Origin of the sequence: Enterobacter sp. BIDMC 29 (assembly GCF_019378755.1) — a bacterium.
Lineage (GTDB): Bacteria > Pseudomonadota > Gammaproteobacteria > Enterobacterales > Enterobacteriaceae > Enterobacter > Enterobacter ludwigii.
Genome location: NZ_CP080000.1, coordinates 346,852 through 360,589 on the forward strand (window position 1 = coordinate 346,852; position 13,738 = coordinate 360,589).

A 13,738-nucleotide genomic window follows, 5' to 3' on the forward strand; every position below is an offset into this window, starting at 1 on the left:
CGCTCTAAGCGGACCTTCCCACAACCCGCAACACTGCCCGTAAACCGCAATGCCCCTGATCCCTCCGCATCACACTACACTTATCCCTTAAAGCCAAACCTGACACAGGGAGTCATGTATGTCTGCGGAGAATTTATCCCAAATGGGTGCGGCAAAAGTGCAGCGTTTGGTGGATCAATATGGTCAGCAAGTCATAGATAAATGCCCTGTTAGCCCTGTGGAATACGCTTTCTACGAGCGTGCAGCGGAAGAGCTCAACAGCAGGGGGATCAAAACGCCGACGCTGTTGTCTGCCGATCCACATCTACGCCGGTTAAGGCTGGAATATATCCCTGGAAAAGTGTCTCAGGATGAGGTGTCGGGGGATGACATATTGAAATGCCTCTCTCATCTTCATCGCACTCCACCGGACCCAACCTGGGTGTATCACCCTCATTCCTGGTCCGAGAAAGCGCTTCATAAATCATTGGCGCTTTTGAAATTACCGGACCGCGCGGCCCACCAGATGCGCTGTTTTCAGCAAGCGGGCAGCGTTTTGTTTCGGCAGAAATGTTTAATCTCAGGGGATACCAATGCCGGTAACTGGGGGAGGAGAGAAAACGGAGAGTGGGTTCTCTTTGACTGGGAAAGGTTTGGCACGGGCAGTCCGGCTATCGACCTCGCCCCGCTGGTAAAGGGGATGGGCTCCAGGCAAAGCATTTTACAGCTTGCGGAGCGTTACAGCGTGCATTATCTGCATATGCCTGCCCGACAGCTAGCGACGGAAATAACCTTTGCTAAAGCATGGATTGTGTCAGAGGTGGTGTCCCTGCTCTATGATCGAAATAAAACAGATTTTGAGCTGTATCTGAACTGGTACAGAGAAACGCTTCCCGGCTGGCTGGACGAGGCTATCTCAGTACTTTAACCCTTCGTCTGCATGAGTTTTTTATATTATTAAGGCCGAAATTCTGGCTCACAGACCAGCTGAATTTCGGCCCTTAAGCTCTGGCCTTAGTGCGCCGTGATATACGGCTCTTTCACGAACTCCGCCAGCAGCCAGACCATATCATGTAGCAGACCGGTCAGCTCTTTTGCCACGTTTGCAGGCAATGTTCCGTCCATTACCGCCTGCGTTAACGCCAGCGCATAGTCCACCTGGAGCGACGTATCCTGCCAGCAGTCCGGAACGCAGGAGACAATCTTCTCTCCTGCAATCAGCTGTTCGACCAGATAAGGCGGGAGGGCAGAATCACAACGCGCGCGAAGGCGTTTAAGGACTGCCAGCAAACGCGTGCACAGTGTTGCATGGGTGACCGCATCGTCAGTTTCTACCAGCACGCTTACATACGCGGTGCAGGCATCGGCCAGTTCGAAGAGATCTGCAGATTCAGGCAGTTGTAGATGAAGCAGATGGTGTATAGCGCTTTCTTCAGAGAGCGCGTAAGACAGGGAAGGGATAGTAGCCATATGGCATCCTCTTTATGCAAAAATTATTAACCGCCCGGTGAGTTCCTACGCTCTTGGGGGGTAGCGCTGACGGAGGTAGGAATACCGTGCATAAAGAAAAACGGCCAGCCTTTCGGCTGCTCCGCCAGCGCCACCGTGATTTTAACGGTATATGCGCTGTCGCGACAAAAAAAATCGCTTTATGCCAACGGGTTCCTACGCCCGGTTGCGGATGTGCCGCAACGCAGGCACTTTACGGCCGGGAGGAGAGTAAGAAAAGCAGTAACCCTGAATTACACAGGGTTACTTGCAGGTTTGCGAGGCGGCTTCCAGAAAGGCCTTAGCGGGCGCAAGCAACGCCGCGCCATTACCCTTCACTCAGCATCGCCAGAAACCGTTTCACCGTCCGCGAACGTTCAAAACGCCGCCAGCACAGCGCGATATCGGTATAAAGCTCCGGTGATGTCAGCGCATGGTAGGTCACATTGGGGGGCGAAATGGCGGCCATCGACTTCGGCACCAGGGCGAACCCGCCGCCAGCTGACACCATGCTCAGGGAAGAGGAAAGTTGCGAAGACTGCAGCGTGTGCTGCACGTCAATTCCGGCTCGCTCGCAGCAGCCGTAAACGCGATCGTACAGCCCTGGCGCGACCTCCTGCGGGAACAAAACGACCGGCGTATCACGAAGCTGGTCCAGCGCCAGCGATCCACACTTCGCCAGTGGATGGTCGCGATGCAGCGCCACAACCATCGGCTCACGGTCGAGAATTTTTAGCTCAAACGCTTTGCTGCTCTCACACGGCAGACGCACAAACGCGATATCCAGCTCACCCTCCGCCAGCATCGCCGTCAGCGAAGACATATTGGCTTCTACCTGGTGCACTCTCACCGCCATGTTCTGCAGCTGATACTGGCGAATAAGGGTGAAGATTTTGGGGTGAAAGGCGTCTGAACTGGTGATCCCAATCGACAGACTGCCGTTCAGCCCGCGGGCAATGCCCCGGGCTTTCTCCAGCGCGGCGTCGCTCAGCGCCAGGATCTTACAGGCGTCCTCATAGAAGGCTTCTCCCGCTTCAGTCAGCTCCACGCCTCGCGTCAGACGTCTGAATAACGGCGTGCCCACTTCTTCCTCGAGCCGTTTAATCTGCTGACTCAGAGGAGGCTGTGAAATACCCAGCGCTTTGGCCGCTTTGGTGAAGTGTCGCTCACGTGCAACGGCGACAAAATACCGCAGATAACGAAGTTCCATATCAAAAACGTCTCAAACCAGCATGGATTCTATATTGGAACTCTATGCTGAATCGGGTCAACATTTATTTAACCTTTCTAAATAAAGTTGAAGAGGACGAGCATGATGGTGCATTCATCTGCATGCGACTGTGAGGCCAGTTTGTGCGAGACCCTGCGTGGGTTTTCTGCCCAGCATCCTGACAGCGTGATCTATCAGACATCGCTAATGAGCGCCCTGTTAAGCGGCGTGTACGAGGGGGATACCACTATCGCCGATCTGCTTGCGCACGGCGATTTTGGTCTGGGTACGTTCAACGAGCTGGATGGCGAAATGATTGCCTTCAGCAGCCAGGTGTATCAGCTGCGCGCCGACGGGAGTGCCCGTGCCGCGAAGCCGGAGCAAAAAACACCGTTTGCGGTGATGACCTGGTTCCAGCCGCAGTATCGCAAAACCTTCGATGCGCCGGTCAGCCGTCAGCAGATCCATGACGTGATCGACCAGCAAATCCCCTCCGATAACCTGTTCTGTGCGTTACGCATCGACGGTAATTTCCGCCACGCCCACACCCGTACCGTTCCGCGTCAAAAGCCGCCATACCGTGCGATGACCGACGTGCTGGACGACCAGCCGGTGTTCCGCTTTAACCAGCGAGAAGGGGTACTGGTCGGGTTCCGCACGCCGCAGCATATGCAGGGCATTAACGTCGCGGGATATCACGAACATTTTATCACCGACGATCGTCAGGGCGGCGGGCACCTGCTCGACTACCAGCTGGAGAGCGGCGTGCTGACCTTCGGTGAAATTCACAAACTGATGATCGACCTGCCTGCCGACAGCGCATTTTTACAGGCCAACCTTCACCCCAGCAACCTTGATGCTGCAATCCGTTCCGTCGAAAACTAACAGGAGAACCACCGTGAACAGTGATAAACAGGCACGTCAGTGGGCGCATGGCGCCGATATGGTCGTAGGCCAGCTGGAAGCGCAGGGCGTGAAGCAGGTTTTCGGTATTCCGGGTGCAAAAATCGACAAAGTGTTTGATTCCTTGCTCGATTCCTCCATCGAAATCATTCCCGTGCGCCACGAAGCGAACGCGGCGTTTATGGCCGCAGCGGTAGGGCGCCTGACCGGCAAGGCCGGGGTCGCGTTGGTCACCTCCGGACCGGGCTGCTCAAACCTTATCACCGGGATTGCCACCGCCAACAGTGAGGGCGATCCGGTGGTCGCGCTGGGCGGTGCCGTGAAGCGGGCAGATAAAGCGAAGCTGGTGCATCAGAGCATGGACACGGTCGCCATGTTCAGCCCGGTGACGAAGTACGCCGTAGAGGTGAGTTCACCGGATGCGATTGCCGAAGTGGTCTCGAACGCGTTTCGCGCCGCCGAGCACGGCAGGCCTGGGGGCGCGTTCGTCAGCCTGCCGCAGGATATTGTCGACCAGCCCGCCACGGGCGCGATTTTGCCGGGCAGCAGTACTGCCAAAATGGGGCCGGCACCGGAGTCCGCCATTAACGATGTGGCGAAGCTTATCGAAAAAGCCAAGAATCCGGTCATTTTACTGGGCCTGATGGCCAGCCAGCCTGCCAACAGCGCCGCGCTGCGTAAGCTGCTGGAGAAAAGCCGCATCCCGGTCACCAGTACCTATCAGGCGGCCGGGGCGGTGAATCAGGAACATTTCACCCGCTTTGCCGGACGTGTCGGCCTCTTTAACAACCAGGCAGGCGACAGATTGCTCCATCTGGCGGATCTGATTATCTGCATCGGTTACAGCCCGGTGGAATACGAACCGTCCATGTGGAACAGCGGCGACGCCACGCTGGTGCATATCGATGTGCTGCCCGCCTATGAAGAACGCAATTATGTGCCTGACCTCGAGCTGGTGGGGGACATCGCCGAAACGCTGAACCTGCTCGCCAGCCGGATCGGCCACAAGCTGGAGCTCAGCGCGCGTGCGTCAGAAATCCTGGTCGATCGTCAGCATCAACGGGATCTGCTCGATCGCCGTGGCGCCTCGCTTAATCAGTTTGCCCTGCATCCGCTGCGCATCGTGCGGGCCATGCAGGACATCGTCAATAACGACGTTACGCTCACCGTTGATATGGGGAGCTTCCACATCTGGATCGCCCGCTATCTCTATAGCTTCCGCGCACGTCAGGTCATGATCTCTAACGGTCAGCAGACCATGGGTGTTGCACTGCCGTGGGCGATTGGTGCGTGGCTGGTCAATCCTGGCCGCAAGGTGGTCTCGGTGTCCGGTGACGGCGGCTTCCTGCAGTCGAGCATGGAGCTGGAAACCGCCGTGCGTCTTAACGCCAATGTGCTGCACATCATCTGGGTAGACAACGCCTACAACATGGTGGCGATCCAGGAAGAGAAAAAATACCAGCGCCTTTCCGGCGTAGAGTTCGGCCCGGTCGATTTCAAAGTCTATGCCGATGCCTTCGGGGCGAAAGGCTTTGCCGTCGAGAGCGCGGATGCGCTGGAGCCTACGCTGCGTGCTGCAATGGATGTCGATGGCCCGGCCGTGGTCGCCATTCCCGTCGACTATAGCGATAACCCGCTGCTGATGGGCCAGCTCCATCTCAGCCAGATTTTGTGAATCAATATAAGGACAGAGAAATGCAAAAAGTTGCTCTCGTAACAGGCTCAGGCCAGGGGATTGGTAAAGCGATTGCGCTTCGCCTGGTGAAAGACGGTTTTGCCGTCGCCATCGCGGATTACAACGAAGAGACGGCAAAAGCCGTTGCCGATGAGATCACTCGCAATGGGGGGAAGGCCGTCGCCGTGAAGGTGGATGTCTCCAGCCGCGAGCAGGTGTTTGCAGCGGTGGAAAAAGCCCGCACTGCGCTGGGCGGTTTCAACGTGATCGTCAACAATGCCGGGATCGCGCCTTCCACGCCAATTGAGTCGATCACCCCGGAAATTGTCGACAAAGTTTACAACATCAACGTCAAAGGGGTTATCTGGGGTATCCAGGCTGCCATTGACGCCTTCCGTAAAGAAGGGCACGGCGGCAAGATCATCAACGCCTGTTCCCAGGCAGGCCATACCGGGAACCCTGAACTGGCGGTCTACAGTTCCAGTAAGTTTGCGGTACGCGGGTTAACCCAGACGGCGGCACGTGACCTTGCGCCATTAGGGATCACCGTTAACGCTTACTGCCCGGGCATCGTCAAAACGCCGATGTGGGCGGAAATTGACCGCCAGGTCTCCGAAGCGGCGGGTAAACCGCTCGGCTACGGCACTGAAACGTTTGCCAAACGCATTACGCTTGGCAGATTGTCCGAACCCGAAGATGTGGCCGCCTGCGTCTCTTATCTCGCCGGGCCAGATTCCGACTACATGACCGGTCAGTCCCTGTTGATTGACGGTGGTATGGTGTTCAACTAAATACTAATAAGCTCTGACATGAGTTTTCCCCTGCCCCCGTGCAGGGGCTTTTTTTTGTCTCCTCAGCCATTGTGGATTACACTGCGCGCTGCAAAACTTTAGTCTTAGAGATCTGACAGGCGGTAACAGCGATGAACGGTACAATCACAACGTGGTTTAAAGATAAAGGCTTTGGATTTATCAAAGATGAAAACGGTGACAACCGCTATTTTCATGTGATTAAGGTCGCCAACCCTGATCTGATTAAGAAAGACGCAGCGGTGACCTTCGAGCCCACAACCAACAACAAAGGCCTTTCCGCCTATGCGGTGAAGGTGATCCCGGAAAGCAAACACCTCTATATCGCAGGCGAGCGCGTGAAGCTCACTTCGATCAAATCGTTTGTGGTGTTTAGCGAAGAAGAGCCAGCAGATACCGGCATCGATAAAGAGAACGCGGTACTGTCCGTGGGGCTGCTGATGAACAACATCAAACCCAAGTCTGACAAAAAACCGGGTGAAATGCGCACGGTGAAGAAGCTGGCTATCACCACCTTCCAGAATACGACGATGATCTTCACGGAAGATGAGATCGACATCGACGCTACGGTGAAGCTGCTGAAATAATGTTTTGTCGGGTAGGGCGACGTCTTACCCGGCGTACCGCTGTCATCCTGGCGTGCAAACGCCACTCCCTCCCGTTTTCCCCAGCAGGCAATACGCCGCGTCTCTTTTCGTCCGCTTTTTAACCTGCTATAACAAAACCCTTATCCTTCCGGGAGTCAACGCCGTGCCCGAGCTTAATCAACATGGTCAAACTGTTAACGATATCGTCCCCGACTGGAAATGCGCCCGTGCGTTAACCCGCACTCCGCTCGTCGGTCAGTATTGTCGTCTGGAGCCGCTGGATGCCGAACGCCACGCCGCGGATTTGTATGAGGCCTATGCGCTGGGGGACGACAGCGACTGGACGTGGCTTGTCAGCACCCAGCCCGTGAGCGTTGAAGACACCGCAGAATGGGTCCTTGGCAAAGTACTGGATGATGAGCTGGTGCCGTACGCCGTCATCGATTTACGTACCGGGCAAGCGGTGGGGCTGGTGAGCTATATGGCAATAGAGCGCATGCAAGGGTCGGTGGAGATCGGCCACGTCACCTGGTCACGCAAGATGAAAGGCTCCCGCCTCGGCACGGAAACCGTATGGCTGCTGCTCAGGAATGCATTCGAGCATGGCTATCGTCGGCTGGAGTGGAAGTGCGATTCAATGAACACTGCCTCGCGTAATGCGGCGGAAAGGCTGGGGTTTGTCTGGGAAGGCCGGCTGCGTCAGAAGCTGGTGCGCAAAGGGCGCAACCGCGACAGCGACATGCTGTCAATCATTGATGGCGAATGGCCACAGCGGGATGCCGAACTCCGCGCCTGGCTGGCTGAAGCGAATTTTGACGGGGAAGGGCGGCAGCGTAAAAAGCTGGAGGCGTTTCGTCTGTAAAATATGCCCCTCTCCCGTTGGGAGAGAGGCTGCTTAGCAAACTGCGTTACAGGCGAACCGGTGCACCGTTGGCGACATAATATGCCGCGGTACTCTTCGCCAGCGGCTCGCGCCCGCGAATGGCATCGGCAATTTTCTCGCCAATCATGATGGTGGTGGCGTTCAGGTTGCCGGTGATGATCTGCGGCATAATGGACGCATCCACCACGCGCAATCCTTCCAGCCCATGAACGCGACCTTCGCCGTCGACCACGGCCATTTCGTCATACCCCATCTTACAAGTGCCGCACGGGTGGAAGGCAGTCTCAGCGTGGTTACGCACAAACTCGTCCAGCTGTTCGTCGGTCTGGCACTCAATGCCCGGACTGATTTCCCGTCCACGGTATTTATCCAGCGCCGGCTGGTGCATGATCTCACGGGTGATGCGGATAGCATCGCGAAACTCCTGCCAGTCCTGTTCGTGGGACATATAGTTGAACAGGATCGCCGGATGCTGATGCGGATCGCGTGATTTAATCCGTACACTCCCGCGGCTTGGTGAGCGCATGGAGCCAACGTGGCACTGGAAGCCGTGCTCTTTGACCGCGTTCGACCCGTTGTAGTTAATGGCGACCGGCAGGAAGTGGTATTGAATATTCGGCCATTCAAACTCCTCGCGGCTGCGGATAAACCCGCCCGCTTCAAAGTGGTTGCTCGCTCCCACGCCGGTGCCGCCAAACAGCCACTCCGCGCCAATCTTCGGCTGGTTCCACCACTGCAGGGCAGGGTAGAGAGAGACCGGCTCTTTGCACTCGTACTGCAGGTACATCTCTAAGTGATCCTGCAGGTTTTCACCCACACCCGGGAGGTCATGTACCAGCGGGATGTCAAACTGCTTCAGCAGTTCCGCGTTACCCACGCCGGAGCGCTGCAGGATCTGCGGAGAGGCAATCGCCCCGGCGCACAGCAGCACCTCTTTGCTGGCCGTCGCTTTTGACGGAATCGTGCTCTCGCCTTCCAGCCACTCGACGCCTGTCGCGCGTTTGCCGTCAAAAATAATGTGATCGGTCATGGCATGGGTGCGAATGGTCAGATTCGGGCGTGATTTCGCCTGATCCAGATAGCCGCGTGCGGTACTGGCGCGACGGCCCTGCGGCGTCACGGTTCTGTCCATCGGGCCGAAGCCTTCCTGCTGATAGCCGTTAAGATCGTCAGTACGCGGGTAGCCCGCCTGCACACCGGCTTCTACCATCGCTTCAAACAGCGGGTTTACGCCGGGTTTAGAGGTGGTCACGCTCACCGGGCCGTCGCCGCCGTGGTAGTCGTTTGGCCCCACGTCACGGGTCTCAGCCTTACGGTAGTAGGGCAGGCAGTTGAGATAGCTCCAGTGTTCCAGACCCGGCTCAGTTGCCCAGTTGTCCAGATCCATCGCGTTACCGCGGATGTAGCACATGCCGTTGATCAGGGATGAGCCGCCCAGCCCTTTGCCGCGACCGCACTCCATACGGCGGTTGTTCATGTGCGGCTCGGGCTCGGTTTCATACGCCCAGTTGTAACGCTTGCCCTGCAAGGGAAACGCCAGCGCGGCAGGCATCTGGGTGCGGAAGTCAAAACGGTAATCCGGGCCGCCCGCTTCTAGCAGCAGAACGGTGGTATTGGGATCTTCCGTCAGTCGTGTTGCCAGTACGTTGCCGGCAGAGCCGGCACCAATAATGATGTAGTCAAATTGCAAAAAAACCTCCCGGTTAAAATATGGACTGGAATTTACCCATCTCAACCTGGATGGACTTCACCTGGGTATAACTCTGGAGCGTCATTACGCCGTTCTCGCGGCCAATGCCGGAGTGTTTGTAGCCACCAACCGGCATCTCTGCCGCGGATTCACCCCAGGTGTTGATCCAGCAGATACCCGCTTCAAGCTCGTGGATCGCGCTGTGTGCGCGGTTCAGGTCGGCAGTCACGATGCCCGCCGCCAGACCGTACTCGGTGTCGTTGGCGCGACGAATCACCTCTTCGTCGGTTTCGTACGTGAGGATGGACATCACCGGCCCGAAGATCTCTTCGCGCACGATGGTCATCTCATCGGTGCAGTCGGTGAACACGGTGGGAGCCACCCACGCGCCGTTGTCAAAGCCTTCGCCTTTCAGCACGTCGCCACCGCACAGCACACGCGCGCCTTCCTCTTTGCCTTTGGCGATATAGCGCAGCACGTTTTCGCGGTGCGGGAAGCTCACCAGTGGGCCAAAGTTGGTGCGTTCATCGAACAGATCGCCCGCGCGAATACGTGCCACGCGATCAACAATTTTCTGCTCAAACGCGGCTTTGAATTTCGCCGGCACGAACACGCGGGTGCCGTTGGTGCATACCTGGCCGGAACTGAAGAAGTTGGCCATCATGGCGATGTCCGCCGCGAGATCCAGGTCGGCATCGTCGAAAATAACCAGCGGGGATTTCCCGCCCAACTCCATCGTCACCTCTTTCAGGGACGAGGCCGCCGAATTGGCCATCACTTTTTTGCCGCTGGCAACGCCGCCGGTGAAGGAGACTTTGGCGATGCCCGGGTGCTCGGTCAGGAACTGGCCGGTTTCTGCGCCCACGCCCGGCAGAACGTTAAACACGCCGTCCGGCAGACCCGCTTCGGTGTAGATTTCGGCAAGCTTCAGGGCGGTGAGGGGCGTCACTTCGCTCGGTTTGAAGATCATCGCGTTACCTGCGGCCAGCGCTGGCGCGGATTTCCACAGGGTGATCTGGATCGGGTAGTTCCACGCGCCAATGCCCGCGACCACGCCCAGCGGTTCACGACGGGTATAGACAAATGAGGTATCGCGCAGGGGGATCTGGCTGCCTTCCAGCGCCGGGATCAGCCCTGCGTAGTACTCCAGCACGTCCGCGCCGGTGACGATATCAACGGTGCTGGTTTCTGAGTACGCTTTGCCGGTGTCGAGGGTTTCCAGCTTCGCCAGCTCGTCGTTACGCTCACGAAGAATGTCTACCGCACGGCGCAGAATGCGCGAGCGCTCCATGGCGCTCATTGCCGCCCAGATTTTTTGCCCGCGCTGCGCGCTTTCTACGGCGCGATCAACATCCTCGCGCCCGGCGGCCTGAACGGTCGCCAGGACTTCACCGTTGGCCGGGTTGATGGTCTCGAAGGTGCGACCGCTGGTGGCCGATGTATAACCACCATTGATATAAAGCTGCTGTTCTGCCATTCGGGACATAAATTCTCCTCGGTTAATCGGTCGGTAAATGCTGGCTAATAAAGTGGCTGGTGAGCGACTGGGCCAGGGTTTTATCCAGCGGTTTGCCACTCAGCGCGGCGCGCAGCCACAGCCCGTCAATCAGCGCCGCGAGCCCGTAACCCGCCTCCTGCGCCTGTTCGCGCGGCAGCTCGCGGCGGAACTCATACACCAGGTTCGACAGCAGACGGCGACTGCTCACCTGTTGCAGACGGTAGAGCATTGGCTGATGCATGCTGCTCGCCCAGAAGGCCAGCCAGGCTTTCATTGCCGCGCCGCTGATCTGGGTTTCATCAAAATTGCCGCCGACAATCGCCTGCAGACGCTGCTCAGCGCTGCCGTGCGGTAAGGCATGCAAACGGTTCAATACCGCGTCGCGCAGCTGGCCGGTGATGTCGCGCATGGTCGCTTCCAGCAGGCCATTTTTGTCCTTGAAATAGTGACTGATGATCCCCGTGGAAACGCCCGCCCGACGGGCGATCTGCGCGATGGTCGCGTCATGCATTCCCACTTCATTTATTGCTTCCAGCGTGGCGTCGATCAGTTGCCTGCGCCGGATTGGCTGCATCCCCACTTTGGGCATTTTTGCCACTCCATTCATCAGCGTTGGTTAACCATTAAAGCGGTTTTTGATTGGACGTTCAATATAAAATGTGTCTTAATTGTTGCGGTTTTGGATTTCAATAGTTACAAAAACAGTGGGGATACTGGATGACAGATCTTTCGCAAGACAGAGAAAAGGACAAAATCAATCCGGTTGTTTTTTATACATCCGCAGGACTGATTTTGTTGTTTTCCCTGATGACGATCTTCTTTAGCGATTTTTCTGCCGAGTGGATTGGGCGCACCCTTAACTGGGTGTCGAAGACCTTCGGCTGGTACTACTTGCTGGCGGCGACGCTCTATATCGTCTTCGTCGTCTGCATCGCCTGCTCGCGCTTTGGCTCGGTAAAGCTCGGGCCGGAACAGTCAAAACCCGAGTTCAGCCTGCTGAGCTGGGCCGCGATGCTGTTTGCCGCGGGCATTGGTATTGACCTGATGTTCTTCTCCGTGGCGGAACCGGTCACGCAATATATGCAGCCACCGGAAGGGGCGGGGCAGACGATGGAGGCTGCGCGACAGGCGATGGTCTGGACATTGTTCCACTACGGCTTAACCGGCTGGTCGATGTATGCCCTGATGGGTATGGCGCTCGGATACTTTAGCTATCGTTATAATTTACCCCTCACGATCCGCTCCGCGCTCTATCCGATTTTCGGTAAAAAAATTAACGGACCGATTGGACACACCGTGGATATTGCGGCGGTGATTGGCACCATCTTTGGGATCGCCACCACGCTCGGTATCGGCGTGGTGCAGCTCAACTACGGTCTGAGCGTGCTGTTTGATATCCCGGATTCCATGGCGGCCAAAGCGGCGCTGATCGCGCTGTCGGTGATTATCGCCACCATTTCGGTTACCTCCGGCGTGGACAAGGGCATTCGCGTGCTTTCTGAGCTGAACGTCGCGCTGGCGCTGGGGCTGATCCTGTTCGTGCTGTTTATGGGCGATACGTCATTCCTGCTCAATGCGTTAGTGCTGAACGTGGGTGATTACGTGAACCGCTTTATGGGTATGACGTTGAACAGCTTCGCCTTCGATCGCCCGGTCGAGTGGATGAACAACTGGACGCTGTTCTTCTGGGCGTGGTGGGTCGCGTGGTCGCCGTTTGTTGGCCTGTTCCTGGCGCGTATTTCGCGTGGACGTACCATTCGTCAGTTTGTGATGGGCACGCTGATTATCCCGTTCACCTTTACGCTGCTGTGGCTGTCGGTGTTCGGCAACAGCGCGCTGCACGAGATCATTCACGGCAATGCGACGTTTGCGCAGGAAGCGATGGTGCATCCGGAGCGGGGGTTCTACAGCCTGCTGGCGCAGTATCCGGCGTTTACCTTTAGCGCCTCTGTTGCGACCATTACCGGCCTGCTGTTTTACGTCACCTCGGCGGATTCCGGCGCGCTGGTGCTGGGGAACTTTACCTCGAAGCTCAAGGACATCAACAGCGATGCCCCTAACTGGCTGCGCATCTTCTGGTCTGTCGCCATTGGCCTGCTGACCCTGGGCATGCTGATGACCAACGGTATTTCTGCCCTGCAGAACACCACGGTGATCATGGGGCTGCCGTTCAGTTTCGTGATCTTCTTCGTGATGGCCGGGCTGTATAAATCTCTCAAGGTGGAAGATTACCGCCGCGTCAGCGCCAGCCGCGACACCGCGCCACGCCCGATGGGTGCGCAGGACAGACTGAGCTGGAAAAAGCGGTTGTCACGCCTGATGAACTATCCGGGCACGCGCTACACCAAACAGATGATGGAAACGGTCTGCTTCCCGGCGATGGAAGAGGTGGCGCAGGAGCTGAAGCTGCGTGGTGCGTATGTTGAACTGAAAAACCTGCCGCCGGACGACGGTGAGACCCTGGGACACCTGGACCTGCTGGTGCATATGGGCGACGAACAAAACTTTGTCTACCAGATTTGGCCACAGCAGTATTCGGTGCCCGGGTTTACCTATCGCGCACGCAGTGGGAAATCAACGTATTACCGCCTTGAGACGTTCCTGCTGGAAGGGAGCCAGGGGAATGACCTGATGGATTACAGTAAGGAACAGGTAATAACGGACATACTGGATCAGTATGAGCGGCACCTGAACTTTATTCACCTCCATCGCGAGGCGCCGGGGAATAGCGTGATGTTCCCGGATGTTTGAGCACTGAATTGAATAAAACCGCGGGGCCAGTTCTGGCCCCGTTCTACGACTGCTTATCCTTTACGACTCAGCAGCACTGCTATTTGCCCATTCTTTTTTTATATTTATCTGCCTTATCTGTTTTTATCAGTCATTCCTCAGGCACAAATGCATTAATTCAAAAAGCGATTTACGATAATACTGCTGGTTTTTATAAGGAGATAAAAATGACGAACCCAGCTTACGTGTGGCTTAAAGGCGATGGCGGTGTTGAGATTAACGGCTC

General features: G+C 56.7%; 13 protein-coding genes and 1 pseudogene. 8 read left to right on the plus strand and 6 right to left on the minus strand.

Annotated features, from left to right (window positions below):
* Positions 1 to 118 precede the first annotated feature (118 nt).
* Entirely contained in the window at positions 119 to 907 is a 789-nt protein-coding gene (locus JTA15_RS01530; protein ID WP_219372787.1) for a phosphotransferase family protein, read from the plus strand.
* An 86-nt stretch (positions 908 to 993) separates the two neighbouring features.
* On the opposite strand, the gene JTA15_RS01535 is transcribed toward JTA15_RS01530, so the two are convergent.
* From JTA15_RS01535 to JTA15_RS01545, 3 genes and pseudogenes are all read right to left on the minus strand, one after another.
* On the minus strand, positions 994 to 1,449 hold the full coding sequence (locus JTA15_RS01535) for a hypothetical protein (RefSeq protein WP_219372788.1): 456 nt from the start codon (positions 1,447 to 1,449) through the stop codon (positions 994 to 996).
* Positions 1,450 to 1,475: 26 nt separating this feature from the next.
* Positions 1,476 to 1,610 (minus strand): annotated as a pseudogene (locus tag JTA15_RS01540) (ash family protein); the annotation flags it as partial.
* A 185-nt stretch (positions 1,611 to 1,795) separates the two neighbouring features.
* Positions 1,796 to 2,677: a LysR family transcriptional regulator gene (locus JTA15_RS01545; RefSeq protein WP_020885043.1), complete on the minus strand. Its 882-nt coding sequence runs from the start codon at positions 2,675 to 2,677 to the stop codon at positions 1,796 to 1,798.
* Positions 2,678 to 2,782: 105 nt separating this feature from the next.
* Between JTA15_RS01545 and budA the strand changes: the two genes are divergently transcribed.
* The 5 genes from budA (at position 2,783) to JTA15_RS01570 (ending at position 7,513) form a co-directional block, all read left to right on the plus strand.
* Positions 2,783 to 3,562, plus strand: a complete 780-nt coding sequence (gene budA / locus JTA15_RS01550) for an acetolactate decarboxylase (RefSeq protein WP_025204708.1) — start codon at positions 2,783 to 2,785, stop codon at positions 3,560 to 3,562.
* Positions 3,534 to 5,255, plus strand: coding sequence for an acetolactate synthase AlsS (alsS, locus tag JTA15_RS01555; RefSeq protein ID WP_219372789.1), 1,722 nt, complete (start codon positions 3,534 to 3,536; stop codon positions 5,253 to 5,255). Before budA ends, alsS begins: the two co-directional genes overlap by 29 nt.
* A 20-nt stretch (positions 5,256 to 5,275) precedes the next feature.
* A complete protein-coding gene (locus JTA15_RS01560; protein ID WP_020885040.1) occupies positions 5,276 to 6,046 on the plus strand; it encodes a (S)-acetoin forming diacetyl reductase in 771 nt (256 codons plus the stop codon).
* Between the two features lie 131 nt (positions 6,047 to 6,177).
* On the plus strand, positions 6,178 to 6,651 hold the full coding sequence (locus tag JTA15_RS01565; protein ID WP_014169053.1) for a cold-shock protein: 474 nt from the start codon (positions 6,178 to 6,180) through the stop codon (positions 6,649 to 6,651).
* A gap of 163 nt (positions 6,652 to 6,814) precedes the next feature.
* Complete coding sequence (locus JTA15_RS01570; protein WP_014169054.1) at positions 6,815 to 7,513, plus strand: GNAT family N-acetyltransferase; 699 nt, start codon at positions 6,815 to 6,817, stop codon at positions 7,511 to 7,513.
* Positions 7,514 to 7,559: 46 nt separating this feature from the next.
* On the opposite strand, the gene betA is transcribed toward JTA15_RS01570, so the two are convergent.
* From betA to betI, 3 genes are read right to left on the minus strand one after another with little or no spacing between them, the layout of a single operon-like run.
* The gene (gene betA, locus JTA15_RS01575; protein WP_121340115.1) at positions 7,560 to 9,224 is read right to left on the minus strand and encodes a choline dehydrogenase; all 1,665 of its coding nucleotides are present in this window, start codon (positions 9,222 to 9,224) and stop codon (positions 7,560 to 7,562) included.
* Between the two features lie 13 nt (positions 9,225 to 9,237).
* Entirely contained in the window at positions 9,238 to 10,710 is a 1,473-nt protein-coding gene (betB, locus tag JTA15_RS01580; RefSeq protein WP_219372790.1) for a betaine-aldehyde dehydrogenase, read from the minus strand.
* Positions 10,711 to 10,723: 13 nt separating this feature from the next.
* Positions 10,724 to 11,311 (minus strand): transcriptional regulator BetI, encoded by a 588-nt coding sequence (gene betI, locus JTA15_RS01585; protein ID WP_020885037.1) that lies wholly within the window; start codon positions 11,309 to 11,311, stop codon positions 10,724 to 10,726.
* A gap of 128 nt (positions 11,312 to 11,439) precedes the next feature.
* Between betI and betT the strand changes: the two genes are divergently transcribed.
* Both betT and JTA15_RS01595 read left to right on the plus strand, forming a co-directional pair.
* Positions 11,440 to 13,473 carry a choline BCCT transporter BetT gene (gene betT, locus JTA15_RS01590; RefSeq protein ID WP_014169058.1) on the plus strand — a complete coding sequence of 678 codons (2,034 nt, stop codon included), beginning with the start codon at positions 11,440 to 11,442 and terminating at the stop codon, positions 13,471 to 13,473.
* Positions 13,470 to 13,738, plus strand: a 269-nt coding sequence (locus JTA15_RS01595; RefSeq protein ID WP_219372792.1) for a hypothetical protein, incomplete at its 3' end; no start/stop codon positions are given. The genes betT and JTA15_RS01595, both read left to right, overlap by 4 nt.

What these genes read in the sequence shown, in the direction of transcription:
- JTA15_RS01530 (WP_219372787.1), top strand. Translation starts at nt 119, where the DNA reads ATGTCTGCGGAGAATTTATCCCAAATGGGTGCGGCAAAAGTGCAGCGT.
- JTA15_RS01535 (WP_219372788.1), bottom strand. Translation starts at nt 1,449, where the DNA reads ATGGCTACTATCCCTTCCCTGTCTTACGCGCTCTCTGAAGAAAGCGCT.
- JTA15_RS01545 (WP_020885043.1), bottom strand. Translation starts at nt 2,677, where the DNA reads ATGGAACTTCGTTATCTGCGGTATTTTGTCGCCGTTGCACGTGAGCGA.
- budA (WP_025204708.1), top strand. Translation starts at nt 2,783, where the DNA reads ATGGTGCATTCATCTGCATGCGACTGTGAGGCCAGTTTGTGCGAGACC.
- alsS (WP_219372789.1), top strand. Translation starts at nt 3,534, where the DNA reads ATGCTGCAATCCGTTCCGTCGAAAACTAACAGGAGAACCACCGTGAAC.
- JTA15_RS01560 (WP_020885040.1), top strand. Translation starts at nt 5,276, where the DNA reads ATGCAAAAAGTTGCTCTCGTAACAGGCTCAGGCCAGGGGATTGGTAAA.
- JTA15_RS01565 (WP_014169053.1), top strand. Translation starts at nt 6,178, where the DNA reads ATGAACGGTACAATCACAACGTGGTTTAAAGATAAAGGCTTTGGATTT.
- betB (WP_219372790.1), bottom strand. Translation starts at nt 10,710, where the DNA reads ATGTCCCGAATGGCAGAACAGCAGCTTTATATCAATGGTGGTTATACA.
- betI (WP_020885037.1), bottom strand. Translation starts at nt 11,311, where the DNA reads ATGCCCAAAGTGGGGATGCAGCCAATCCGGCGCAGGCAACTGATCGAC.
- betT (WP_014169058.1), top strand. Translation starts at nt 11,440, where the DNA reads ATGACAGATCTTTCGCAAGACAGAGAAAAGGACAAAATCAATCCGGTT.